Raw genomic sequence first — 23,971 nt, forward strand, 5'->3', positions numbered from 1 at the left:
GGCGAAAAACCTCGGCTCACACCACGATCAGCACGGCGGCGACGCGGCGGTCCTCGTCGAGCAGCATATTATAGGTTCGCACGGCGGCGCCGGTGGCCATGGCCTCGACCATGATTCCCGCCTGCTTCAGCCGCGCGCGCAGGGAGGGCGAGGGCGGGCGCAAATTCGCGCCGGAGCCGAAGATCAGCAGCTCGACCGCGCCGGCGCTCTCGTCGAAGAGCGGCGCGAGCGTGACCTCGTCGATCGCCGCCGCGGCGACGGCCTCCAGAGCATGAATCCCGGAGGGCAGGGCGAGCAGCGAGCCGCGATGCGACATTTCCGCGAAGCGAAAGCCGCCGCCGCCATAGGACTCGATCCTGTGGCGGCCCGGAACGAAGCCTCGACCCTGCTCGGCCATCAGGCCGCTTTGGGCTTGGCGCGCGTCGTCGCCTTGGCGGAGCCCTTGCTCGGCGCGGCAGCGGCCTCGGGCGCCGGGCCGACATCCTCATTGCGCAGGCCGAGATAGATCAGCATGGGCGAGCAGATGAAGACCGATGAATAGGTGGCGACGAAAATGCCCCAGATCATCGCCAGCGAGAAGCTGCGGATCACATGGCCGCCGAAGATCGCCAGCGAGAGGAGCGCCAGAAACACCGTCGTCGCCGTCATGATGGTGCGCGGCAGCACCGCGTTGATCGAGAGATCGATCATCTGATCTGTCGGCATCTTCTTATATTTGCGCATCATCTCGCGAATACGGTCGAGCACGACGACGGTCTCGTTCAGCGAGTAGCCGACGATGGTCAGAATCGCGGCGATCGACGTCGTGTTGAATTCGAGATGGGTGAGCGAGAAGAAGCCGACGGTGAGCAGAAGATCGTGCATGGTCGCGATCACCGCGCCGACGGCGAACTGCCATTCGAAACGGAACCACAAATAGGTCAGCACGGCGATGATCGACAGCACGACGCCGAGCGTTCCTGATTGCACCAGCTCGCCGGAGACGCGCGGGCCGACGACCTCGACGCGGCGCAGCTCATACTCGGAGCCGACCGAGCTGCGGATCTTCTCCACCGCCGCCTGCTGGGCGGAATCGCCGCCCTTCTGCGGGCCGAAGCGCAGTGTGGCGTCCGACTCGTTGCCGAAGGATTGCACCTCGACGTCGCCGAGCTCGAGCTTCTCGACATTGGTGCGCAGAGTGGCGATCTCGGCGTGGCCGGTCTTGGCGCGCAGCTCTATGACCGTGCCGCCGGCGAAATCGATGCCGAAATTCATGCCGCTGAAGATGAACAGCAGAATAGAGCAGATCGAGAGCACGGCCGAAAACGGGTAGCTCACGCGGCGGAACCGCATGAAGGGGAACTTGGTGTTCTCGGGGGCGAGACGCAGCAGCTTCATCTGTTTCACCCTCAGATCGGCAGGCGCGTCGGGCGCGCGTAATGATACCAGACCGCGATCATCATCCGCGTCATGGTGACGGCGGTGACGATGGTCGTCAGAATGCCGAGCGCGAGCGACACGGCGAAGCCGCGCACGGGGCCGGAGCCGAGGAAGTAGAGGATCGCCGCGGCGACAAACATCGTCACATTGGAGTCGACGATGGTCGCGAAGGCGCGGTTGAAGCCCGCGTCCAGTGAGGCGAGGATCGAGCGCCCGCCATGCTGCTCCTCGCGAATACGCTCATAGATCAGCACGTTGGAGTCGACCGCCATGCCGATCGTCAGCACGATTCCGGCGATGCCCGGCAATGTCAGCGTCGAGCCGAGCAGCACGAGGCCGGCGAAGATGAAGGCGATGTGGACGAAGAGCGCCAGATTGGCGAAGATTCCGAACACGCCATAGGTGATGAGCATATAGACGACGACGAGGCCGGCGCCGACATAGGCCGCGCGCTTGCCGGCGTCGATCGAATCCTGGCCGAGGCCGGGGCCGACCGTGCGCTCCTCGATGATGTCGAGCTTGGCGGGCAGGGCGCCGGCGCGCAGCAGGATCGACAGGTTGTTGGCCTGCTCCACCGTGAAATGGCCCGAGATTTGGCCGGAGCCGCCGGTGATCGGCTGCAGGATGCGCGGCGCCGAGATCACCTTATTGTCGAGCACGATGGCAAAGAGCCGGCCGACATTCTTGGAGGTCACTTCGCCGAATTTCTGCGCGCCGCGAATATTGAAGCGGAAATTGACCACCGGCTCGCCGCCGCGCTGCTGGTCGAAGCCGGGCTGGGCGTCGGTCAGATCCTCGCCTTGCACCATCACCTGCTTCTCGATGGCGATCTTGCCGGACTGATCGGCCTGGTCGAGCTCCTCCAGCTCGGACGGGCTCTGGCCCGGCTCGGCGACGAGGCGGAACTCCAGCTTTGCGGTCTGTCCGAGAATGGTCTTGAGCTGCTCCGGGTCCTGCAGGCCGGGCACTTGGACGATGATGCGGTCGTCGCCCTCGCGCTGAATGCTGGGCTCGCGCGTGCCGAGGGCGTCGACGCGGCGGCGGATGACCTCGATCGACTGATCGACGGCGTGGCGGACCTTGTCGGTCACGCCGGAATCGGTGACGACGATCTGAATTAGTCCGTCGCCCGAATCGCGCACCTCCAGCGGCGGCGCGCCGCCAATTTTCGCTCCGAAGCCCTGCGCCAGATTGCGGAACTTCGGCAGCACCTTGGCGCGCTCGGCGGCGTCGGGAATGCGCAGCTGCACGCCGCGCGCCTGCGCGCCTATGCCGCCGGTGATGGCGACCTTCTCCTCGCGCAGGATGCGGCGCGCATCGTCGCGCAGATTGGTCACCTGCGTGTGCAGCACCGAGGCCTTGTCGACCTCCAGCATCACATAGGAGCCCCCTTGCAGATCGAGGCCGAGCACGATCGTGCGCGGCTGCGCCCAGGAGGGCAGGGCGTTTTCGAGCGCCTTGACGCTCGCCGGCGCGAGCATGCTGGGGACGACGACGAGAACGGCGGCGAGCGTCAGCGCCAGAATGGCGATGATCTTCCAGGTGGCGAAGCGCAGCATGGATCGTCGGTCCTGTGAGGCGGTCCTAAAAGAAAGGTCCCGGCGCCGGGCGAGGCGGCCGGGATGGATGCGTCGCGTTCTGAAAGAAGGCTAGCGCGAGGCCGCCTGATCCTTCACCGGCTCGCCCTTGGCGCGCACCTCGGCGATGGCCGAGCGCAGCACGCGCACGCGGATGTTCTGGGCGATCTCGACCTCGACCTCGGCGTCGTCGACGGTCTTGGTGACCTTGCCGATCAGCCCGCCGCTGGTGACGACCGTGTCGCCACGGCGCACATTCTTGAGCGATTCCTTCTGCTCCTTCGTGCGGCGCGCCTGCGGACGCAGCACGATGAAATAGACGATCAGCGTGACGAGCAGCAGCGGAACGAGCTGCGTGATCATGTCGGGAGCCGGAGCCGCCGGAGGAGCGCCCACATCCGGCGCCGTCTGCACGGTCGTGCTGGGCGGGACGGGCGGCGCCGAGGGAGCCGCCGGAACGGGGGGGCGGCCGGGGCGGGCGGAGCGGGAGGCGCCGCGGGAGCGTCGGTCTGAGCTTGGGCGGTCTGGATCAATTTCATGTTCGATCTCTTAGAAGCGGCGCGCGCGCCTTCGTGCCGGCAGGAAGCCGCCTTGCAACGGGCGCGGACTATAGCCGGCCCTATCCCGAAATCAATGGCGGCCGGCGCCGCGCTGCGGCGCCTTCGGCGGTAGGAATTCGGCGAGGTCTGTGCGACAACTCACAGTCGGCGGCCTCGGCGGGGGATTATGTCGCTCTTGGAAGCATCGGGGCGGAGGGGCTCCGCGCGCTTCGCAGCGAAGTGAGGAGAATTCCGATGTTCAAGAAATTATCGCTGGTCGTCGCGCTGGGCGCCGCGCTCGCGCTGCCGTCGGAAGCGTTTGCTCAGCATTACGGCGGCGGTGGCGGCGGTCATGGCGGCGGCCATGGCGGCGGCGGTGGCGGCTGGCACGGGGGCGGTCACGGCGGCGGCGGCGGTTGGCACGGGGGCGGCCATGGCGGCGGCGGCTGGCACGGGGGCGGCCATGGCGGCGGCGGCGGCGGCTGGCATGGCGGCGGCCACGGCGGCGGCTGGCATGGCGGCCCCGGCTGGCGCGGAGGACCCGCCTATGGGCACGGCGGCGGACGAGGCCGCTATTGGCATGGGCGCTGGTATAATTATGGCGTCGGGCCGTGCTGGCGCTGGGCCGGCTATTGGGTCTGGGCCTGCTACTAAAGCTCGCGCCCGGCTCGGCGCTCTCAGGCGCCGAGCTCGCGGGCGAGGCCGCGCATGAAGTCGATGCAGGCCGAGAGCTCGCCCACTTCTATATATTCGTCCGGCTGATGCGCCTCGTCTATGCGGCCGGGGCCGCAGATCACGCTGGGAATGCCGGTCAGCTGGAAGTGCCCGGCCTCCGAGGCGTAGGGCACGGCGATGGTGCGATTGGCGCGGGCGAGCCGTAGAGCCAGAGTCTCCGCCGGCGACCCCGGCTGCGGCGCGAGGCCCGGAACCGCCACCTCCATTCGCGTCTCGATGCCGGTTCCGGGGAAGGGCGCGAAGTAACGCTGCATAAGCTCCGCCGAATAGGCGGAAAGCCTCTCCTCGACGATTCGGGCCGCGTCGGTTCCCGGCACGCCGCGCACCTCCCAATGGAACACGCAGTCCTTGGCGACGATGTTGCGCGCCGTGCCGCCCTCTATCGCGCCGATATGCAGAGTGGAGTAGGGCGGGTCGAAGCGCCCGGTGGGGTCGCCCGCCGCGGCCAGCTCCTCGCCGATTCGCAGCAGCTCCGCGCCGAGCAGCAGAGCGACATGCACGGCGCTGACGCCGCGATGCAGATTGGCGGAATGAATCTCATAGCCGCGGACCCTGGTGACGAAGGTCGTCACGCTCTTATGGGCGTCGGCCACCTGCATGGAAGTCGGCTCGCCGATGACGGCGGCGGCCGGACGCGGCAGGTCGTAGCCGAGGCGCCCCAGGAGATCGAGCGGGCCGAGGCAGGTCGTCTCCTCGTCATAGCTGAGGAAGATGTGGATCGGCCGCGTGAGCCCCGCCGCCTTGAACTCGGGAATCATGGCGAGGCAGACGGCGCCGAAGCCCTTCATATCGACGGCGCCGCGGCCGAGCAGCCGGTCGCCCTCGCGACGCAGGGTGAAGGGATCGGCGGTCCAGCTCTGGCCCGTCACCGGCACCACATCCGTATGGCCCGAAAGCACCACGCCCCCGGCGATCGGCGGGCCGATCGTCGCGAAGATCGCCGCCTTGTCGCCCGTCGCGTTGGGCGCGCGAATGCAGGGCACATCCTGCGCGCGCAAATAGGATTCGACGAAATCGATGAGCGCCAGATTGGATTTGGAGCTCTCCGTGTCGAAAGCGACGAGCCGTCCGGTCAGCTCGATCGCGCGCTCGATCGTCGAAATGTCGCCCGACATGCGCCTGGCTCAGTTCAGCGTCGGCTTGGAGAGCGGGCTGTCCAGCGAGAAGGCCGGCACCTCTATGTCGAAGGTCTCGCCGTGGGGGGTGATCATCGTGTAGCTTCCCTTCATCAGTCCGGAGGGCGTCGTGAGCGGACAGCCCGAGGCGTAGCGGAACGTCTCGCCGGGCTCGAGAACCGGCTGCTCGCCGACCACTCCCGGTCCCTTCACCTCTTCCTTGCGCCCGTACGCGTCGATGATGATCCAGTGACGTGACAGGAGTTGGACGCGCTCCTTGCCGAGATTGGCGATCTCGATCGTGTAGGACCAGACGAAGCGATCGTTGGCGGGGTCCGACTGCTCATGGAGAAAGTCCGGCAGAGCAGTGACCTGAATGTCTCTTGTGATGGCTATATACATGGGGCCTACTCTAGGACGCATCGCGCCGAAGGGAAATGTGGAATGCGTCGCCGCCCACTGGTGAAAGCCGGCGCCGAGCCCTCTCCGCGTAGCAAAATCTGTGACATAATTGACACGGGTCAAGGAAAAGCTCCTCGGCGGCGTATCGGCTCGATTGCCCACGCTTTCGGCTGCGCGTAGCTTCTGCCGCAGGAAAGAGCCTTTCCCGACGGCTAGGTGGCGATGCGTCGATTTTCTCTCCGCGGCTTATTGGCGGCTGTCGCTCTGGCGCTTCAGGCGCTGAGCGCGGCCTATGCGCTCGGCGCTTCGCCGGCGACCGCGCATGGACGTGGGGACGCCGCCTACTGCGCGGCGATCGACGGAACCGCCGATCGCCGCGGGCCGGTCGGCGGCCACAGGGACGCCGGCGCCTGCATCTCCTGTCAGAGCTGCCTCGCCGGCTTCTCACCTTTCCTTCTTTTCTCCGTCTCGGGCCATGCGCTGGACCGGCGCAGCGTCGCCGAGGCGGATTGGACATTCGGCGCGCGCATTGGGCTCGGCTTCAGTCTCCCCCAGGCGCAACGCGCCCGCGCGCCCCCCGGCATCTCCTGAAGCGATAACGCTGCGGCCCTTTGGCCGGCGGCGTGAGCCCGTGAGGCGTTTCGCCAAAGCGCATGGCGCTTTTGCTGGAACGCGCGCCATCAGCATTCCCGTCATCGTCGAGACTGCGCGCGCCGGCCCTCGAGAGAGCCGTGGCCGCGACAGGTCCGAAAGCGCCCGTCCGAAGGCGCAGGAGGAAAAAAATGAATCATCGTCATCTGCTGCGCGGCGCCTCCGCCTGCGCGCTGGCCTTCTCGCTCGCCGCCGCGACGGCGCGGGCGCAGGAGGCGCTTCCCGGCATCGATATCGCTGGCGTCCAGAACGGCGCCGAGGGACAGGGGCCGGCTCCGGCGGCGGCCCCGGTCCGTCGCGCCATACCCGAGAACATCCCCGCCGTGGTGGAGAGCGTCACCCGCGCCGACATCGACCGCACGGTCAATGTGATGACCACGGCCGAGACGATGAAATATCTGCCGAGCGTGCTGGTGCGCGAGCGCTTCATCGGCGATCGCAACGGCATATTGCAGACGCGCGTCAACACGCCGATCGCCGGAGCGCAGAACCTCGTCTACGCCGACAACGTTCTGCTCTCGAATCTGTTCGGCAACACATTCAGCACCGCGCCGCGCTGGGGCATGGTGTCGCCCACCGAGATCGATCGCATCGATCTCATCTATGGGCCTTTCTCGGCGCTCTATCCCGGCAACTCCATGGGCGGCGTGATGACGATCACGACGCGCATGCCGGAGAATTTCGAGTTTCACTTCTCCGGCAACGCCGGCCTGCAGCCCTATTCGCTCTATGGCTCTAAGGAGACCAATCTCGCTGGCGACATGAATCTTCTCGTCGGCCACAAGATCAACGATCTCTCCTTTTGGGTCAGCTATGATCGGCTCGACGCGCAAGGCCAGTCGCAGACTTTCCCCGGCGGCAACGTCAGGACGGGAAAGGTGAGCGGAACGCCGATTTTCGGCGGTTACGCCGATATCGATCAGGCGGGCAATCCGCGCTTCGTCGGCGGCGCCAATCAGGCCGACCATTCCCAGCAGCATATGGGCAAGATCAAGCTCGACTACGAGCTCGCGCCCAAAATCCACGCTGCTTATCAGCTCGGCTTCTGGTCGCTGATCGACGATACGACTCCGACAACCTATATTCGCGACGCCAATGGCGTGCCGATCTACAACACGCAGAACGGCAATGTGCAGGTCGGCAACGCCGTCTTTCCCTTCACCGTCAATCCGAGCCATGGCAACGCCTCGCATCTGATGCAGGCGCTGTCCTTGAAGTCGGACACCAAGGGCGTCTTCGACTTCGATATCTCTGGAACCTCTTACAATTATCTGCGCGACTACAATAATACGGCGCGCGCCTATGGCCTGCTGCCCAACGCCGCCGGAACCTCCTATTCGATCAATCCGCGGGGCTCGAACGTCAATTTGACGGGCAGCTTCTGGCACACGCTCGACATTCGCGGAATCTGGCGTCCCGAATGGACGGACTTCGGCCGGCACGAAGTCTCGGTCGGCGCGCATTGGGACATTTACTCGCTGGCCCAGACGCAGACCAACACCAATGTCTTCACCGACAATTATTACAATTCCATCCAGGCGATAAACCTCGGCAAGACCGAGACCAAGGCGCTCTATCTGCAAGACGTCTGGTGGCTCGCGCCCAAATGGAAAGTGACATTGGGCGGGCGCCAGGAATTCTGGAGCGCCTTCGGCGGCGTCAACAACACGCTCGGCCAGAATTATGCGCCGGGCATCGCCGGCTGGCCGCCCATGCTGGTCACGCCGCCGACTTTGCCGGCGGTTTTCAAGCCGACCTTCTCGCCCAAGGCGGCGATCGAATATCAGGTCTTCCCCGATCTCACGCTGCGCGGCTCGGTCGGGCGCTATTATCGCTTCCCCACCGTGCTCGAGCTGTTCCAGAACATCTCGGGTCCCAACTCCGTCTCGATCAGCAATCCGACGCTGCAGCCGGAGAGCGGCACCTCCTATGATCTGACCGGCGAATATGTGACGCAGGACGTGTTCGGCGGCCTCATCGGCGAGGCGCGTCCGCGCATCTCGCTGTTCATGGACCATCGCTGGAACGCGATCCTCTCGCAGACCGACTTCACCACCGGCGTCTCCGTGTCGCAGAACTCCAATGTCGGCAAGGCGATCTTCCGCGGCGTGGAAGGCGCCGTCGTGCTGAAGGACATTGTTTGGAAGGGTCTCGACTTCAACGGCAGCGTGACCTTCACCGACGCCAAGATCGTGTCCGACTATCAGCAGCCCTGGGTGCAGGGGATGCAATATCCGCGCATTCCGCGCATCCGCATCCGCGCCGTCGCCTCCTATGCGCCGACCGAAGAGTTTTCGATCGCCGCCGGCATGCGTTACGGCTCCGCGGCATTCGTCAGCCTCAACAACTCTGACTACAACCATAATAATTACGGCAGCGTGGACAGCGAATATCTCGTCTTCGACGCCAAGGCGACCTATAAGATCAGCAAGGAGTGGACGCTCAACGCCGGTATCGACAACATCGGCCGCTGGAAGTATTACGTCAATCCGAACCCCTATCCGCAGCGGACCTATTTCCTCGGTCTGAAATACGACTTCGGCGGTCCGGCTTCGGGCATGTTCTCCGATGTGAAGCTCGGCGCGAAATAGCCGAATGCGCGAGGACGGCGGGGGAGGGGATGCTGCGGCGCATCACATTCCCCGCCGCTCGCTCTCTTGCCCCGCGGGGCGAATTGCGACAGACTCGCCCCTCATCGCGGGCAGGAGCTTTCATGCGTCGGAATTTGACGAGCATATTGCTGTTTTCGTTGGCGCTGGCCGTTCAGGCCCTCGCGCCCGCGACGGCAGGGCTCGCCCATTCCGCCTTCGTCCCGGGGCAGATTTGCGCGACCGTCGCCGACGCCTCCGGCGCGGCCTCGGCCGCTCCGATCGGCCATGCCGATGTCGGCCCCGGACTTTGCGATCTCTGCGCCCTTTGTTGCGGCGGCGGGGGACCATTGGCGGCGCGGCCGGAAGTCTCCGGCGTCGTCTCGTCCGACTGGGCGGCGGCGCAATGGCCGACGCCGGTCGCGCGCGCCGTTGTTTTCGCCCCGGATCATGCGCGGCGCGCGCGGGCGCCGCCTCTCTCCATCTGATTTTCCAACCGAATTCGACCGTCCGCGGGAGCGGGCGTCGATCATCGCTTCGAAAAGACGATGCGTCGCCAAAACGGCGCGGGGAGGGGAAACAGTGTTTCGACTTTCAATGAGCGATCGCGCCGGGGTCGGCGCATTCTTTCGCGAGTTTTTGCGCACGCTCGCTGGCGAGCGCCGCGCCTTCGGCGTGTTCGAGACGCGCGGGGCGATCGTCCCGGTCGCGATCCCGCAAGCCGAGCCGGAGCCTGCGCCATCGCCGGCGCCCGTGATCGCCGCGCGGCGCAGCGGCCGCCTCATCGACCTCGAGCGCCGCGCGAAATTCGGCCAGTTCTGACCGTTCAGCCGCGCGCGGCGGAAAGGCCGCGCGCCAGATCGTCGAGGAGATCATCCGTATCCTCGAGCCCGACCGAGAGACGCAGCAGCCCATCGCCGACGCCGATGAGCGCCCGCGCCTCTGGCGTCAGCCGCTGATGCGTCGTCGTCGCCGGATGGGTGACAAGGCTCTTGGCGTCGCCGAGATTATTGGAAATCTTGACGATTTTCAGCGCGTTGGCGAGGCGGAAGGCCGCCGCCTTGCCGCCCGCCACGTCGAAGGTAACCAGCGTGCCGCCGCCCGTCATCTGCCGCCGCGCCAGCTCCGCCTGCGGATGATCGGCGCGGAAAGGATAGAGAACGCGGGCGATCTCCTTCTGCTCGGCGAGGAAATCGGCGATCCGCGCCGCGCTCGCCGTCTGCTGCGCGATGCGGAGAGGCAATGTCTCCAGCGCCTTCAGCATGGTCCAGGCGTTGAAGGGCGACAGAGCCGGCCCGGTCTGGCGCAGGAAATTATGGATATTCTCCTCGATCAGCGCCTGCGACGCCAAAATGACGCCGCCGAGGCAGCGGCCCTGGCCGTCTATGTGCTTGGTCGCCGAATAGACGACGACATCGGCGCCCAATTCGAAGGGCTTTTGCAGCAGAGGCGTGGCGAAGACATTGTCGACCACGAGCCGCGCGCCCGCCTCATGGGCGATATCGGCGATGGCGCGAATGTCATAGACCTCGAGACCGGGATTGGTCGGGCTCTCGAGGAAGAAGAGCTTGGTCTCCTTGCGGACCGCGGCCTTCCATTGCGCGAGATCGGCCCCATCGACCAAGGTCGAGGCGACGCCGAATCGCGGCAGCAGATCCTCCACCACATAGAGGCAGGAGCCGAACAGCGCCCGCGCCGCGACGATATGATCGCCGGCGCGCAGCTGCGCCAGCAGCGCGGCGGTGACGGCGGCCATTCCGCTCGCCGTGGCCCGCGCCGCCTCGGCCCCCTCGAGCAGGCACATGCGCTGCTCGAACATTGCGACGGTCGGATTGGAGAAGCGCGAATAGATGAAGCCCGGGTCCTCGCCCTTGAAGCGCGCCTCGGCGGCCTCCATTGTGGGGTAGGCAAAGCTCTGCGTGAGGAACATCGCCTCGGACAGCTCGCCGAATTGCGAGCGCAGCCCCCCGCCATGCACGAGCCGTGTCGCGGGGCGCAGTTTCTTCTCGTCGTCGCTCAACTTTGGTCTCCCCTGCAGCGCGCGGGAGCGCGCCACGGCGACAAAAAGCGGATTTCACGAGGAAACCCGGCCTTTTAGCGCCTTGTTTTACGTGGCGGCAAGCCGGCCGGCTCAAAGAACCACGCGTTCGTTTAACAGAATGAACCGAAGGACGCGGCCAAGTCAACACTGGCCGGCGTCCGCGGCGCATCCTTGCGGCTCGCTGATTTGGTCGCCACTAGAACACGATGGCGTCGGGCGTGTAAGGTCCCGCGACGACAGAACCGTTGTGATAGGAGTTTCGATGGCGTCCGCCGCCCATGGCGTGCTCTCCTGCGAGCAGATTCGTGAATTGGCGGCTTCCGGCGCGATCGTCGCGACGCTGCCGATCGAGGAGGGCCAGCATCAGCCGGCGAGCCTCGATCTGCGCCTCGGTCCGACGGCCTTTCGCGTCCGCGCCAGCTTTCTGCCCGGCAAGCGCCGCAGCGTCGAGGCGCTGCTCGCCGAGCTGACCTATGACGAGATCGATCTGCGCGGCGCCGGCGCGGTGCTGGAGCGCGGCTGCGTCTATGTGATTCCTCTGCTCGAGAGCCTGAATCTGCCCGAGGATGTTTCCGGCGTCGCCAATCCCAAGAGCTCGACCGGGCGGCTCGACATCTTCACCCGCCTCATCACCGACGACACGGAGATTTTCGACCATGTCGCGGCCGGCTATCGCGGGCGGCTCTATGCGGAGGTCTCGCCGCGCAGCTTCAGCGTGCGCGCACGGCAGGGCTCGCGGCTCGATCAGCTGCGCCTGCGCCGCCGCGCCGCCGCCGGCGAGACGACGCTCTCCGACGCCGCGCTCGCGGCCGAGCACGCCCGCGTGCCGCTCGCAGATGGCGAGCTGACGCTGCGCGACGGCGTGATCTTGCGCGTCGCGCTGGACGGGCTCGGCGATGTCGTGGGCTATCGCGCGCAAAAGCATACGGATGTGATCGATGTCGATCGCATCGATCATTACGCCATAGAGGATTATTGGGAGCGTCTCGCGCCGCGTCGCGGCAAGCTCATCCTCGATCCGAACGAGTTCTACATTCTCGCCTCGCGCGAGCGCATCCGCATTCCCTCCCATCTTTCGGCCGAGATGATGGCGATCGACCCTGCAATGGGTGAGTTCCGCGTGCATTACGCCGGCTTTTTCGATCCCGGCTTCGGCTATGGCGCGCAAGGCCTGCCGGGCAGCCGCGCCGTGCTGGAAGTGCGCAGCCATGACGTGCCCTTTATCTTGGAGGATGGGCAGGTCATCGGCCGGCTCGTCTATGAGCAAATGGCCGCCGAGCCGAAGATTCTCTACGGCCAGGGCGGCGTCTCTAATTACCAGGGGCAGGAGCTGAAGCTCTCCAAGCATTTCAAGGCGCCGTGAGCGCGACAGCGCGCCGCCTCGCTTTTTGTCGGGAAACTGCAATAATTCGATGAGATCAAAGAGCGCTCCGCCGCGTCGGCGGAGCGTCATGCGAGCCGTGGCGCAGCGCTCGGCTTCGCCCGCAATGAAGACGCGCGCATTTCGAACGCTAGATTCGAGACAATGGACAAAGGCATGGCCGAAGCCCGTTCCATCGTCGACGCCGCCGGCCTCGAGGCTCTGCTCGAGGCGCTTCGCGCGCGCGGCTATGCGCTCATCGGCCCGACCGTGCGCGACGAGGCGATCGTCTATGACGAGATCGCCACGCTGGATGATCTGCCGCGCGGAGTCGGCGATGAGCAGGATGGCGGCCATTATCGGCTGACGCGCCGCAATGACGAAGCTTTGTTCGGCTATGTCGTCGGCCCGCAATCCTGGAAAAAGCTGCTGCACCCGCCCGTGCTCCGCCTGTGGCGCGCGCAACGCGAGGGCGACGAGCTGCGCGTCGAGGCCGAGCCCGAGCGCGCCGAGAAATTCGCCTTCATCGGCGCGCGCTCCTGCGAGCTGCACGCCATCGCCATTCAAGACCGCGTGTTCCTCGGCGGCGATTACGCCGATTCGCATTATCGCGCGCGGCGCGAGGACGTCTTCATCGTCGCGGTAAATTGCGGCGTCGCCGGCGGCGCCTGCTTTTGCGTCTCGATGAATACGGGGCCGAAGGCGACCATTGGCTTCGATATAGCGCTCACAGAGATCGTCGCCGGAAGCTCCTTTCTCGTCGAGATTGGCACAGAGGCGGGGAGGGCGCTTCTCGACTCTCTGCCGCATCGCGCCGCGAGCACGAGCGAGACCGAGGAGGCGGAGGCTATTCTCGCGCATACGGCCGAGAATATGGGCCGCAGTCTCGAGGCCGGCGATGTGCGGGAATTGCTCGCGCGCAATCTCGAGCATCCGCGCTGGGACGATGTCGCGGCGCGCTGCCTCGCCTGCACCAATTGCACAATGGTTTGCCCGACCTGCTTTTGCACCAGCGTCGAGGATGCGAGCGATCTCACAGGCCTCGAGAGCGAGCGCTCGCGGCGCTGGGATTCCTGCTTCACGCTGGATTTTTCCTATATTCACGGCGGCAGCGTGCGCCAAAGCGTCAAATCGCGCTATCGCCAATGGATGACGCATAAGCTCTCGACTTGGCATGACCAATTCGGAAGCTCCGGCTGCGTCGGCTGCGGACGCTGCATCGTCTGGTGTCCCGTCGGCATTGATATAACGGAGGAAGCGCGCGCCATTCGCGAGAGCGACGCGCAGAAAGGCGCGACATGATCGAGAGCATCGAGCGCATCGTCCAAGAGCATCGTTTTTTCGCCGGCATGGATGCGGGCTTCGTCGCGCTCGTCTCCGGCTGCGCGAAAAATGCGCGCTTCGATCCGGGGCAATATCTCTTTCACGAAGGCGACAGCGCCGATTGGTTCTTTCTGCTGCGCAATGGAAGCGTCGCCATAGAGCTGCGCGATCCGGCCCGCGGCGCCGTCACCGTGCAGACGCTGCATGAGGGCGAGCTCTGCGGCCTCTCCTGGCTCGTTCCGCCCTATCGCTGGACCTATGACGCGCGCGCGATCGAGCAGGTGCGCGCCATCGCCGTCGACGCCGCCTGCCTGCGCCGCAAGAGCGAGGCCGATCCACGGCTCGGCTATGACATGATGAAGCGCTTCATGCCGCCGCTGGTCGAGCGATTGCAGGCCGCGCGAATGCAGATGATCGACATTTATGGCGCCCATGACTGATGCATTTTCCGCGGCGAGCGTCGCCGATCCCATGATTCCGCGTGTCGCGCGAGTCGTGAGGCGAAAGCGCGAGATCGCGGATGTCGTGACCCTCGAGATAGAGGGCGGCGCTTTCGATTTCGCGCCGGGGCAATTCAACATGCTCACTGCTTTCGGCGTCGGCGAGGCGGCGATAAGCGTCAGCGGCGATCCTGCGAATCGCACGCGGCTCATTCATACGATCCGCGCCGTCGGCGCCGTCTCTCGCGCGCTCAAAGAGCTGCATGTGGGCGAGCCGATCGGCCTGCGCGGACCCTTCGGGCGCGGCTGGCCGATGCGCGAAGCGGAGGGTCGCGATGTGATCGTCGTCGCCGGCGGGCTCGGCCTCGCGCCGCTGCGGCCGGCGCTCTATCGGCTCTTCGCCGAGCGCGAGAAATACGGCCGCATCCTTCTTTTGTTCGGCGCGCGTAGCCCGGCGGATATTCTCTTTCGCGACGAGCTGGAAGCCTGGCGCGGGCGGCTCGACATAGAGGTGGAGGCGACGGTCGATCATGCGCGCGGCGAGTGGTGCGGCAATGTCGGCGTGGTGACGACTCTGCTGTCGCGTGCGCAATTCGACGCCGCCAATGCGCTCGCCATGCTCTGCGGACCGGAGATCATGATGCGCTTCGTCGCCAATGCGCTGCTCGAGAGGGGCGTCGCGCAAGAGCGTATCTATCTCTCCATGGAGCGCAATATGAAATGCGCGATCGGCTGGTGCGGCCATTGCCAATTCGGGCCGGTCTTCATCTGTCGCGACGGGCCGGTGTTTCCCTATTCGCAATTGCGCGGTCTCATCGGGAAGAAGGAAATCTGAGTATGACCGGGCATCGGACGCCGCCGCGGCTCGCCGTATGGAAATTCGCTTCCTGCGATGGCTGTCAGCTCAGCCTGCTCGATTGCGAGGACGAGCTGCTCGCCGTCGCAGAGGCGCTCGACATCGCCTATTTTCCAGAGGCGACGCGCGCTCCGATCCGCGGCAATTACGATCTCTCGCTCGTCGAGGGCTCGATAACGACGCCGCATGACGCCGAGCGCATACAGGATGTGCGGCGTCGCTCGCGCGCGCTCGTCACCATAGGCGCTTGCGCGACGTCCGGCGGCATACAGGCGCTGCGCAATTTCGCCGATGTGCGCGACTATGCGTCGATCGTCTATGCGCGGCCGGATTATATCCATACGCTGGCGACATCGACGCCGATCAGCGATCATGTGAAGGTCGATTTCGAGCTGCGTGGCTGTCCGATCGACAAGGGCCAGCTGATCGAGGTGATCTCGAGCTTTCTCGCCGGCCGCAAGCCGGCGACCCCGTCGCATAGCGTCTGCCTGCAATGCAAGCTGAAAGGCAATGTCTGCGTCATGGTCGCGCAGGGGACGCCCTGTCTCGGCCCCGTCACCCATGCGGGCTGCGGCGCCCTGTGTCCATCGTATGATCGCGGCTGCTATGGCTGCTTCGGTCCCGCCGAAACGCCCAATGCGCCATCGCTGAGCGCGCGTCTCTCCGCGCTCGGCATGGATGAGGACGCGTTGCGGCGCGTCTATCGCACATTCAACGCGCAGGCGGAGGCCTTTCGCGAGGAGAGCGAGCGCCATGACGAGTAGAACCATCTCGGTCGGCGCGCTGGCGCGCGTGGAAGGCGAGGGCGGGCTCGAGATCGTGCTGCGCGATGGCGTCGTGCAGAGCGCGGCGCTGACTATTTTCGAGCCGCCGCGCTTTTTCGAGGCGCTGATGCGCGGGCGCGCCTTCACCGAGGCGCCGGACATAGCCGCGCGCATCTGCGGCATTTGTCCCGTCGCCTATCAGATGAGCGCCGTGCATGCGATGGAGGATGCGCTCGGCGTCGCTGTGACGGGGCCGCTGCGCGATCTGCGGCGCCTGCTCTATTGCGGCGAATGGATCGAGAGTCACATGCTGCATGTGCATATGCTGCATATGCCGGATTTTCTCGGCTATGCCGGCGGCGTCGACATGGCGCGCGATCATGGCGATATCGTGCGGCGCGGGCTCGCGATCAAAAAGGTCGGCAATGAGATCATGACGCTGGTCGGCGGGCGCGAGATTCATCCGATCAATGTGCGCGTCGGCGGCTTTTATCGCACGCCGCGCAAGCGCGAGCTGCGCGCGCTGGCGGAGCGGTTGGAGCGCGCGCTGGAACAGGCGCTGGAGGTCGCGCGCTTCGTCGCCGGATTGGATTTTCCCGATTGCGCGCGCGACTACGTCTTCGTGTCGCTGCGCCATGGGGACGAATATCCTTTCAACGAGGGCCGCATCGTGTCGAGTCGCGGGCTCGACATCGCCGCGCGCGATTTCGAGGCGCATTTCGAGGAGTTCCACGTCCAGCGCTCGACCGCGCTGCATGCGCGCATGCGCCATTGCGACGCGCCCTATCTGGTCGGCCCGCTCGCGCGCTATGCGCTCAATGCGGATGTGCTGTCTCCGCTGGCGAAGCAGGCCGCGAGGGAGGCCGGCCTCGAGGCCGTCTGCGTCAATCCCTATCGCAGCATCATCGTGCGTGCGATCGAAACGGTCTATGCTCTGGACGAGGCGCTGCGCATCATCGCGCGCTATGAGGAGCCCGATGTCTCCTGCATCGCGATCGAGCCGCGCGCCGGCCATGGCCATGCGGCCACAGAGGCGCCGCGGGGCATGCTCTATCACCGCTATCGGCTGGAGGCGGACGGAACCATCGCGGACGCCGTCATCACCCCGCCGACCTCGCAGAATCAAGCGATGATCGAGGAGGATCTGAAGCGCCTCACCGGCGCCTTTCTGCATCTGCCGGAGGACGAGCTTCGCCATCGCTGCGAGCAGACGGTCCGCAATCACGATCCCTGCATCTCCTGCTCGACGCATTTTCTGCGGCTCGATATCGATCGGGGCTGATCTTGGGGCGCCGCATCCTCCTGTGCGTCGGCAATCCCGATCGCGGCGATGACGGGGCCGGCCCCCGCGTCGCCGCGCTGTTGCGCGAATCGGCCGTGCAGGACGTCGTGGAATGCCGCGGCGAGGCGGGCTCCATCCTCACGGCGCTGGAGGGGGCCGGGGAGGCGATCATCGTCGACGCATCCTTCTCCGGCGCGCCGGCCGGGACGGTCAGGCGTTTCGATCTCGCCGCCGAGGGCGCGCCGCTGTCGCTCGATCTCGGCTGGTCGAGCCATGGCTTCGGCCTCGCCGAGGCGATCGGCCTCGCACACGCGCTCGGCGCGCTTCCGCCTGTTTGCGTTCTGTTCACGATCGAGGGGGTGAGCTTCGCGCCGGGCGCGCCCCTTTCGGCCGCGGCGCAGGCCGGCGCTGCTGCGGCGGCGGTGCGGATTCTCGCGGATTTCCCGCCGAAAGCGCGCTCGGACGGCGCTGTGTTTTCCCCCGCCGGAAAAATTGTCCCACCTTGCCCACAGAGCGGAAAAACCCTATAGGAATAGCTGTCTTCAGGCGGTACGCGGGCGTAGTTCAGTGGTAGAACGACAGCTTCCCAAGCTGTATGTCGTGGGTTCGATTCCCATCGCCCGCTCCAATTCGCGCAGTCTGTTTCAACAGCGCTCGCTTTTCGGCCGCCTCGCTCATATGCGTTTTCCATTCGCATGGCGGAGCCGGTCGGAAAGACTCATGCGGATCGTGTGACCATGGCGGATTGTCTCCCGACCTTGCTGCTGATGAATTCTGCCGTGTTCGCGGTTCTCGGCGCCTTTCTCTATCTCGTCTGGCGCGAGGATCCCGAGGCCGCGGAATATCGCTGGTGGTGCGCGGCGCAGCTCATGATCAGCCTGGGCGTCGCTCTGCTATCCTTGCGCGAATCCTCTCCGCTGCTCGCGATCGGCCTCGGCAATGCGCTCACTTTGTGGGGCATCGGCCTCGTCTGGGGTGGGTCGCGGGTTTTCAACGGCCGTCCCGTGGACATGCGGCTCGTGCTGGCCGGCGGCGCGATCTGGCTGCTCTTCTTCTCGCTGAGCGTCGATTCGGTTCGCATCGTCGACCGCTGCGCAATTTCGGCCGTCTATGCGTTTCTGCTCGCCGACGAATTCTCGTCAGTGCGTCGGCACAGGACGCGCACGCAGCAGGCGACGATCGCGCTCGCCGCTGCGCATGCGTGCTTCGGGGCCGTGGTGGCGGTCATCGTCGTCATGCTGATGGCGCGCGGCGCTCCTTTCGATCCAAAGCCCTTCTTCATCTCCGTCGCGCTGGAATCCGTGAGCTATGGGCTGCTGATGGGCTTCGCTCTGCTGGCAGTGACCAAGGAGCGGGCGGTCGCGCGGCAAAAATTCATGGCGGCGACCGATCCGCTGACCGGCCTCTCCAATCGGCGCAGCTTCGATCATAACGCCGATGCGGTGATTCGCAGCTCGCGCGGCCAGGGCGATTCGGCGCTGCTGATTTTCGATCTCGATCGGCTGAAGGCGATCAATGACAGCTTCGGCCATTCGATGGGCGATCGCGCGCTGACCACTTTCGGCGAGGTGGCGGCCAAGAGCATTCGCAACGAGGATTTTCTCGCGCGCATCGGCGGCGATGAGTTCGCGCTGCTGCTGACGCGGGTCGATAGCGTGCGCGCCGTCGCCGTGGCCGAGCGCATTCGTTCCGCCTATGGCTCCGCGGCGGCGGCGCTCGGCGACGGATTGTCATCCGTCAGCGTCGGCATCGCGCTGTCCGGCCAGGAGACGAGCGATCTCTCCGAGCTGAAAGAGGCCGCAGACAAGGCGCTCTACGCCGCGAAATCCGGCGGCCGCAATCAGGTCTTCGTGGCGCAGGCGTGAGGCCGCGGCTCACCGCGCCTCGGCGCGGATCAGGCCGCCCATGCGCTCGATAAAGCCGGCGATCGTGTCGAGCCCGATATTCTCCTTCAGATTGGCGAAGACGAAGGGCCGCTCGCCGCGCATTCGGCGCGCGTCGCGATCCATCACCTCGAGCGAGGCGCCGACCAGAGGCGCGAGATCGATTTTATTGATGACGAGAAGGTCCGAGCGCGTGATGCCGGGGCCGCCCTTGCGCGGAATCTTGTCGCCGGCGGAGACGTCGATCACGTAGATGGTGATATCGGCGAGCTCGGGGCTGAAGGTCGCGGCGAGATTATCGCCGCCGCTCTCGATGAGAATGAGATCGAGATCGGGGAATTTGCGGTTCATCTCGGCGACGGCGGCCAAATTGGCGGAAGCGTCCTCGCGGATCGCCGTATGCGGGCAGCCGCCGGTCTCGACGCCGACGATGCGCTCTGGCGCGAGCGCGCCGGAGCGGGTGAGGAATTCGGCGTCCTCCTTCGTATAGATGTCATTGGTGATGGCGGCGAGGCGATATTTATCGCGCAGGAGCTTGCAGAGCCGATCCATCAGCGCCGTCTTGCCGGAGCCGACCGGACCGCCGACGCCGACGCGCAATGGGCCGTGGGGAGAATGGGGGGCGGTCATGAGCGGAACAGCCTCGTATATTGCGTTTCATGGCGCATGGACGCGATGTCTATGCGCAGGGCGGTGGTGGCGAGCCTATCGAGCGGCGTCGTCTCGGCGGCGCGCGCGGCGCGCATGACGACAGGCGCGAGCGTGGCGAGCGCCAGCAGCCCATCGGTCTGGCCGAGCGGAATGAGCCGCACGCCGGCCGAGACGAGATTGGCGGCGAAAGCGTGAGCATAGGCGCGCAGAGCGGCGTCCAGCGGCGCATCCACGACCGCCGCGCCGACGGCGACGGGAAAGGCGATCTCGCCGTCGCGCCGCGCGGCGAGCGCATCGAGCGGCGAGCCGGGAAAAGCGGCGCATGTCGCGCGCGCGAAGGCCGCGCCTTGATGGCGCGACTCCAGAGCCGTCTCCGCGCTCGAGCGCCAGGCGGCGGCAAGATCCGCGATCTCGTCCAGCGCGTCCGCGTTATCGGCGCGGGCCGCGCGCCAAGCGGCGGCGAGAAAGACGAGATCGCACCAGCCGCCACCTATTTCCAGAGTTGCGCCAATATAGGCTTCGAGGCTACCGCGGTCGCCGACGTCGCCTGTTTCCACGGCCCATTCCAATCCATGGCTAAAGGCGAAGCCGCCGACAGGATAGGCCGGCGACAGGAACGTCAGCAGCGACAGCAGCCAGTCGCGCGGCTCAGCCATGTCCATGGTCGTGCGCGTGATGGTCATGGCGATGATGATCGTGATTATGATGATTGTGGCCATGCGCGGAATGCCCGCCATAGGCGCCATTCTCCGCATCGAAGGGCAGGTCGATCCGCGTGACGACTCCGCCCAAGCCTTCGACCATGTCGGCGATGACGGAATCCTCTCGAATGATGAGCCGATCCGCGAAAATCTGAATGGCGAGATGGCGATTGCCGAGATGATAGGCGAGCCGCGCGAGGCCCGCCGTTCCCGCTTCTATCACCAGAACCGGCTCCGGCTTGGCGACGACGCGGATCACCGAGCCGTCCTCGAGCGCGAGCCCGTCGCCCTCGCCGAGCCGCGCAGCCTCGGCGAGATCGAGCAGGAACGCCTCGCCCTGATCGCTGGTCAGGCTGCGGCGCCGGCGATGACGCTCGTCCCAATCCAGCGTCGCGGTCCCGCGTTCTCGCCCCTTGTCCCAGCTTCCGGCAGGGAGCCTGCTCGCTGCACGCATCTTCGCCTCCTCAAAACAGGAAATAGCGCTGCGCCATCGGCAGCACGGTCGCGGGCTCGCAGGTCAGCAGCTCGCCGTCGGCGCGCACCTCGTAAGTCTGCGCGTCGACTTCTATCTTGGGCGTCGCGTCATTGAGGATCATGCTGCGCTTGGAAATGCCGCCGCGCGTGTTGGTCACGACATGCAGCGGCCGCTCGAGTCCGTATTTCTGCGCGATGGACGCCTCCCGCGCGGCGCGGCTGACGAAAGTGACGCAGCTCTGCGTGAGGCTGCGGCCGAAGCCGGCGAACATAGGCCGATAATGCACGGGCTGCGGCGTCGGAATGGAGGCGTTGGGATCGCCCATCGCCGCCATCGCAATGCTGCCGCCCTTCAATATGAGATCGGGCTTCACGCCGAAGAAGGCCGGCGACCACAGCACGAGATCGGCGAGCTTGCCCGGCTCGATCGAGCCGACGAGATCGGCGATTCCGTGCGCTATGGCGGGGTTGATCGTATATTTCGCCACATAGCGGCGCGCGCGGAAATTATCATTGCCGGCGCCGTCGCCGGCGAGCTTGCCGCGCTGGCGGCGCATCTTGTCGGCCGTCTGCCAGCAGCGGATGATGACCTCGCCGACGCGGCCCATCGCCTGGCTGTCGGAGGAATACATGGAGAGCGCGCCGAGATCGTGGAGAATATCCTCCGCTGCGATCGTCTCCTTGCGAATGCGGCTCTCGGCGAAGGCGATGTCCTCGGGAATCTTCGGATCGAGATGATGGCAGACGAGCAGCATGTCGAGATGCTCGTCGAGCGTGTTGATCGTGTAAGGCCGCGTCGGATTGGTGGAGGAGGGCAGCACATTGGGCTCGCCCGCCACTTTGATGATGTCCGGCGCATGGCCGCCGCCGGCGCCTTCCGTATGAAAAGCGTGAATGGTGCGGCCCTTGAAGGCGGCGATCGTCGCCTCGACGAAGCCGCTCTCATTCAGCGTGTCGCTATGCAGCGTGACCTGCACGTCATATTCATCCGCCACCGAGAGCGCGCAATCGATCGCCGCCGGGCTGGAGCCCCAATCCTCATGCAGCTTGAGGCCGATGGCGCCGGCCTCGATCATTTCGACGAGCGCGCGCGGCCGGCTGGCGTTGCCCTTGCCGAAAAAGCCGAGATTGACCGGCAAGCCCTCCGCCGCTTGCATCATGCGCTTCATATGCCAGGGGCCGGGCGTGCAGGTTGTCGCCTTCGTCCCTTCGGCCGGGCCTGTGCCGCCGCCGAGCATTGTGGTGACGCCGCTCGCCAGCGCTTCTTCCGCCTGCTGCGGGCAGATGAAATGGATGTGCGTGTCAATGCCGCCGGCGGTGACGATGCGGCCTTCGCCGGCGATGATCTCCGTGCCCGGTCCGATGATGATGTCGACGCCCGGCTGCACATCGGGATTGCCGGCCTTGCCGATGCGCGCGATGCGGCCATTGACGATTCCGATATCGGCTTTGACGATTCCCCAATGATCGAGGATCACGGCGTTGGTGATGACGGTGTCGACCGCGCCTTCCGCATTGGAGCGCTGGCTCTGGCCCATGCCGTCGCGGATGACCTTGCCGCCGCCGAACTTCACCTCCTCGCCGTAAATCGTGCAGTCGCGCTCGATCTCGATCAGCAGCTCCGTATCGGCGAGGCGAATGCGGTCGCCCACCGTCGGTCCGAACATTCCGGCATAGGCGCGCCGGGAAATCTTATTCGCCATCGCGCCCCTCCAGTGGTCCCATCACCGCGCCATTGAATCCATAGACCGCGCGCTCTCCGGCATAAGGAACGAGCGTGACGATGCGCGTCTGTCCCGGCTCGAAGCGCACCGCCGAGCCGGCGGGAATGTCGAGCCGCATGCCGCGCGCCTTGGCGCGATCGAATTGCAGCGCGCTATTGGTCTCGCCGAAATGATAATGCGAGCCGACCTGAATCGGCCGATCGCCCGTGTTGGCGACGGCGAGCGAGAGGGTCGCGCGGCCTTCGTTGAGGGTGATCTCGCCCTCGGCGGGAATGATCTCGCCCGGTATCATCGGATCGGCTCGTGAACGGTGACGAGCTTGACGCCATCCGGGAAGGTCGCCTCCACCTGCACCGCCTCGATCATCTCGGCCACTCCCTCCATCACCTGCTCGCGCGTCAGCACGCTGGCGCCCTGCGTGCGCAGCTCCGCCACCGAACGTCCGTCGCGCGCGCCTTCGACGACGAAATCGGTGATGAGCGCGACCGCCTCTGGATAGTTGAGCTTGGCGCCGCGCTCGAGGCGCCGGCGCGCCACCATCGCCGCCACGGCGACGAGCAGCTTGTCTTTTTCGCGCGGCGTCAGATGCATTCCGCCTTCTCCCATCAGCCTATCTAAAGAGCGAGCCTGAAGGCTCGCGGTCCTGGCCGCGGGTCCTTGGACCGCGAGCCTTCAGGCTCGCATCCCCGGCGCGGCTTTTCAATTCATCCACAGGCGCGGCGCGCCGCCGCGCCCGCCCGTCGCGAGAGGCCGCAGCGCCGTCAGCGCCTCGACGAGCATGAGACGCAGCCGCGACGCATCATCTTCGAGGAAGCGCAGCAGCAGGATTCCATTGACGAGGCTCGCGGCGCCGGCCGCGCAATCGCGCGCCAGCGGCAGCAATTCTGCGACGGTCGGCCCGGCGACGACGATCGTCGCATAGCCGGCGGCGTCTCCGATTCCGAAAGGCGCGGTGCGATGCGCGGCGATATCGCCCTCGAGGCCGATGGCGTCGGCCCACACCGGCTTGCCGTCGATCCGCAGCATCCAGGCGTCGCGCAGCGCGCCATGGCTCAGCCATTCGCCGCTCGCGCGGCGGCCGAAAAAAATGGTCTCGACGCCGAGAAAGCGCGCGCTCGGCGCGAGCTCTATGTCGATGCGTCGGCGAAGCCGCGCGCCGTCGAAGAGGATCGTCTCCTGCGGCAGCCATTCCAGCCGCGCATCCGCGCCGCAGCGCAGATGCGTGACGATCTCGGCGTCCTCGCCGGCGGAGCGATAGATTTTCTCGGCGGCGGGTGTCGTGACCGTCAAGGCGGCGCCGGCCTCGACTTCTATGTCTAGCGCATAGCGATCGCCGCCGACGACTCCGCCGCCGGTGTTGACGATCGTCGCCTCGGGCGCCTCATGAGGCTCGACGGCGGGAAACAGCGCCCTCAGCGGCGCCTCCTGCGCCAGATGTCGCAACCG

General features: G+C 65.9%; 27 protein-coding genes, 1 tRNA gene and 1 riboswitch. Of the genes, 14 read left to right on the forward strand and 14 right to left on the reverse strand.

Features of this window, described 5'->3' with window-relative positions; all coding sequences use genetic code 11:
• Nucleotides 1-16: 16 nt before the first annotated feature.
• From K369_RS01365 to yajC, 4 genes are all read right to left on the reverse strand, one after another.
• The gene (locus K369_RS01365) at nucleotides 17-397 is read right to left on the reverse strand and encodes an Mth938-like domain-containing protein (protein ID WP_036286663.1); all 381 of its coding nucleotides are present in this window, start codon (nucleotides 395-397) and stop codon (nucleotides 17-19) included.
• On the reverse strand, nucleotides 397-1,377 hold the full coding sequence (gene secF / locus K369_RS01370; RefSeq protein WP_036286666.1) for a protein translocase subunit SecF: 981 nt from the start codon (nucleotides 1,375-1,377) through the stop codon (nucleotides 397-399). Before secF ends, K369_RS01365 begins: the two co-directional genes overlap by 1 nt.
• An 11-nt stretch (nucleotides 1,378-1,388) precedes the next feature.
• Nucleotides 1,389-2,978 (reverse strand): protein translocase subunit SecD, encoded by a 1,590-nt coding sequence (secD, locus tag K369_RS01375; RefSeq protein WP_036286669.1) that lies wholly within the window; start codon nucleotides 2,976-2,978, stop codon nucleotides 1,389-1,391.
• Nucleotides 2,979-3,068: 90 nt separating this feature from the next.
• On the reverse strand, nucleotides 3,069-3,359 hold the full coding sequence (gene yajC / locus K369_RS01380) for a preprotein translocase subunit YajC (RefSeq protein WP_051948691.1): 291 nt from the start codon (nucleotides 3,357-3,359) through the stop codon (nucleotides 3,069-3,071).
• 431 nt (nucleotides 3,360-3,790) lie between these two features.
• Here yajC and K369_RS26925 point away from each other — a divergent pair, with 431 nt between their 5' ends.
• Nucleotides 3,791-4,189 carry a hypothetical protein gene (locus K369_RS26925; protein ID WP_051948694.1) on the forward strand — a complete coding sequence of 133 codons (399 nt, stop codon included), beginning with the start codon at nucleotides 3,791-3,793 and terminating at the stop codon, nucleotides 4,187-4,189.
• Between the two features lie 23 nt (nucleotides 4,190-4,212).
• On the opposite strand, the gene argE is transcribed toward K369_RS26925, so the two are convergent.
• Nucleotides 4,213-5,385, reverse strand: a complete 1,173-nt coding sequence (gene argE / locus K369_RS01390; RefSeq protein WP_036286672.1) for an acetylornithine deacetylase — start codon at nucleotides 5,383-5,385, stop codon at nucleotides 4,213-4,215.
• 9 nt (nucleotides 5,386-5,394) lie between these two features.
• The gene (gene apaG / locus K369_RS01395) at nucleotides 5,395-5,787 is read right to left on the reverse strand and encodes a Co2+/Mg2+ efflux protein ApaG (RefSeq protein ID WP_036286675.1); all 393 of its coding nucleotides are present in this window, start codon (nucleotides 5,785-5,787) and stop codon (nucleotides 5,395-5,397) included.
• 222 nt (nucleotides 5,788-6,009) lie between these two features.
• Between apaG and K369_RS01400 the strand changes: the two genes are divergently transcribed.
• The 4 genes from K369_RS01400 to K369_RS01415 all read left to right on the forward strand — a co-directional run bounded on the left by K369_RS01400 (nucleotide 6,010) and on the right by K369_RS01415 (nucleotide 9,848).
• Entirely contained in the window at nucleotides 6,010-6,378 is a 369-nt protein-coding gene (locus tag K369_RS01400) for a hypothetical protein (RefSeq protein ID WP_156967634.1), read from the forward strand.
• 191 nt (nucleotides 6,379-6,569) lie between these two features.
• The gene (locus tag K369_RS01405; RefSeq protein WP_051948696.1) at nucleotides 6,570-9,029 is read left to right on the forward strand and encodes a TonB-dependent receptor; all 2,460 of its coding nucleotides are present in this window, start codon (nucleotides 6,570-6,572) and stop codon (nucleotides 9,027-9,029) included.
• 122 nt (nucleotides 9,030-9,151) lie between these two features.
• A complete protein-coding gene (locus K369_RS01410) occupies nucleotides 9,152-9,514 on the forward strand; it encodes a hypothetical protein (RefSeq protein ID WP_036286683.1) in 363 nt (120 codons plus the stop codon).
• Between the two features lie 109 nt (nucleotides 9,515-9,623).
• Nucleotides 9,624-9,848 (forward strand): hypothetical protein, encoded by a 225-nt coding sequence (locus tag K369_RS01415; RefSeq protein WP_036286686.1) that lies wholly within the window; start codon nucleotides 9,624-9,626, stop codon nucleotides 9,846-9,848.
• A gap of 4 nt (nucleotides 9,849-9,852) precedes the next feature.
• Here K369_RS01415 and K369_RS01420 read toward each other — a convergent pair whose 3' ends face one another.
• Complete coding sequence (locus K369_RS01420) at nucleotides 9,853-11,046, reverse strand: O-succinylhomoserine sulfhydrylase (RefSeq protein ID WP_036286689.1); 1,194 nt, start codon at nucleotides 11,044-11,046, stop codon at nucleotides 9,853-9,855.
• A 54-nt stretch (nucleotides 11,047-11,100) separates the two neighbouring features.
• Nucleotides 11,101-11,179, reverse strand: a riboswitch (SAM riboswitch).
• A 150-nt stretch (nucleotides 11,180-11,329) separates the two neighbouring features.
• Between K369_RS01420 and K369_RS01425 the strand changes: the two genes are divergently transcribed.
• The 9 genes from K369_RS01425 (at nucleotide 11,330) to K369_RS01465 (ending at nucleotide 18,957) form a co-directional block, all read left to right on the forward strand.
• Complete coding sequence (locus K369_RS01425) at nucleotides 11,330-12,430, forward strand: 2'-deoxycytidine 5'-triphosphate deaminase (protein WP_036286692.1); 1,101 nt, start codon at nucleotides 11,330-11,332, stop codon at nucleotides 12,428-12,430.
• Between the two features lie 174 nt (nucleotides 12,431-12,604).
• Nucleotides 12,605-13,729 carry a 4Fe-4S dicluster domain-containing protein gene (locus tag K369_RS01430; protein ID WP_036287515.1) on the forward strand — a complete coding sequence of 375 codons (1,125 nt, stop codon included), beginning with the start codon at nucleotides 12,605-12,607 and terminating at the stop codon, nucleotides 13,727-13,729.
• Complete coding sequence (locus tag K369_RS01435; RefSeq protein WP_198032989.1) at nucleotides 13,726-14,190, forward strand: cyclic nucleotide-binding domain-containing protein; 465 nt, start codon at nucleotides 13,726-13,728, stop codon at nucleotides 14,188-14,190. Before K369_RS01430 ends, K369_RS01435 begins: the two co-directional genes overlap by 4 nt.
• Nucleotides 14,174-15,025: an FAD/NAD(P)-binding protein gene (locus K369_RS01440; RefSeq protein WP_051948699.1), complete on the forward strand. Its 852-nt coding sequence runs from the start codon at nucleotides 14,174-14,176 to the stop codon at nucleotides 15,023-15,025. Before K369_RS01435 ends, K369_RS01440 begins: the two co-directional genes overlap by 17 nt.
• A gap of 2 nt (nucleotides 15,026-15,027) precedes the next feature.
• Nucleotides 15,028-15,810, forward strand: coding sequence for an oxidoreductase (locus K369_RS01445; RefSeq protein WP_036286695.1), 783 nt, complete (start codon nucleotides 15,028-15,030; stop codon nucleotides 15,808-15,810).
• A complete protein-coding gene (locus K369_RS01450; RefSeq protein WP_036286698.1) occupies nucleotides 15,800-17,092 on the forward strand; it encodes a Ni/Fe hydrogenase subunit alpha in 1,293 nt (430 codons plus the stop codon). Before K369_RS01445 ends, K369_RS01450 begins: the two co-directional genes overlap by 11 nt.
• Nucleotides 17,093-17,094: 2 nt before the next feature.
• Complete coding sequence (locus K369_RS01455; protein WP_245278050.1) at nucleotides 17,095-17,622, forward strand: hydrogenase maturation protease; 528 nt, start codon at nucleotides 17,095-17,097, stop codon at nucleotides 17,620-17,622.
• Between the two features lie 23 nt (nucleotides 17,623-17,645).
• Nucleotides 17,646-17,720 (forward strand) — tRNA-Gly (locus tag K369_RS01460).
• A gap of 109 nt (nucleotides 17,721-17,829) precedes the next feature.
• Nucleotides 17,830-18,957 (forward strand): diguanylate cyclase, encoded by a 1,128-nt coding sequence (locus tag K369_RS01465; RefSeq protein ID WP_198032990.1) that lies wholly within the window; start codon nucleotides 17,830-17,832, stop codon nucleotides 18,955-18,957.
• Nucleotides 18,958-18,966: 9 nt separating this feature from the next.
• Here the strand turns inward: K369_RS01465 and ureG are convergent, their stop codons facing one another.
• The 7 genes from ureG to K369_RS01500 form a co-directional block, all read right to left on the reverse strand.
• The gene (gene ureG / locus K369_RS01470) at nucleotides 18,967-19,605 is read right to left on the reverse strand and encodes an urease accessory protein UreG (RefSeq protein WP_036286704.1); all 639 of its coding nucleotides are present in this window, start codon (nucleotides 19,603-19,605) and stop codon (nucleotides 18,967-18,969) included.
• A complete protein-coding gene (locus K369_RS01475; protein WP_371033278.1) occupies nucleotides 19,602-20,345 on the reverse strand; it encodes an urease accessory protein UreF in 744 nt (247 codons plus the stop codon). Before K369_RS01475 ends, ureG begins: the two co-directional genes overlap by 4 nt.
• Nucleotides 20,275-20,781, reverse strand: a complete 507-nt coding sequence (locus K369_RS01480; protein ID WP_036286707.1) for an urease accessory protein UreE — start codon at nucleotides 20,779-20,781, stop codon at nucleotides 20,275-20,277. Before K369_RS01480 ends, K369_RS01475 begins: the two co-directional genes overlap by 71 nt.
• A 10-nt stretch (nucleotides 20,782-20,791) precedes the next feature.
• Complete coding sequence (gene ureC / locus K369_RS01485; RefSeq protein ID WP_036286710.1) at nucleotides 20,792-22,504, reverse strand: urease subunit alpha; 1,713 nt, start codon at nucleotides 22,502-22,504, stop codon at nucleotides 20,792-20,794.
• Nucleotides 22,494-22,817, reverse strand: coding sequence for an urease subunit beta (locus K369_RS01490; protein ID WP_036286713.1), 324 nt, complete (start codon nucleotides 22,815-22,817; stop codon nucleotides 22,494-22,496). Before K369_RS01490 ends, ureC begins: the two co-directional genes overlap by 11 nt.
• Nucleotides 22,814-23,116 carry an urease subunit gamma gene (locus K369_RS01495; protein ID WP_018265822.1) on the reverse strand — a complete coding sequence of 101 codons (303 nt, stop codon included), beginning with the start codon at nucleotides 23,114-23,116 and terminating at the stop codon, nucleotides 22,814-22,816. Before K369_RS01495 ends, K369_RS01490 begins: the two co-directional genes overlap by 4 nt.
• 108 nt (nucleotides 23,117-23,224) lie before the next feature.
• Nucleotides 23,225-23,968: an urease accessory protein UreD gene (locus tag K369_RS01500; RefSeq protein ID WP_051948705.1), complete on the reverse strand. Its 744-nt coding sequence runs from the start codon at nucleotides 23,966-23,968 to the stop codon at nucleotides 23,225-23,227.
• Nucleotides 23,969-23,971: the final 3 nt, after the last annotated feature.

Source organism: Methylosinus sp. PW1 (assembly GCF_000745215.1).
Taxonomy (GTDB): domain Bacteria; phylum Pseudomonadota; class Alphaproteobacteria; order Rhizobiales; family Beijerinckiaceae; genus Methylosinus.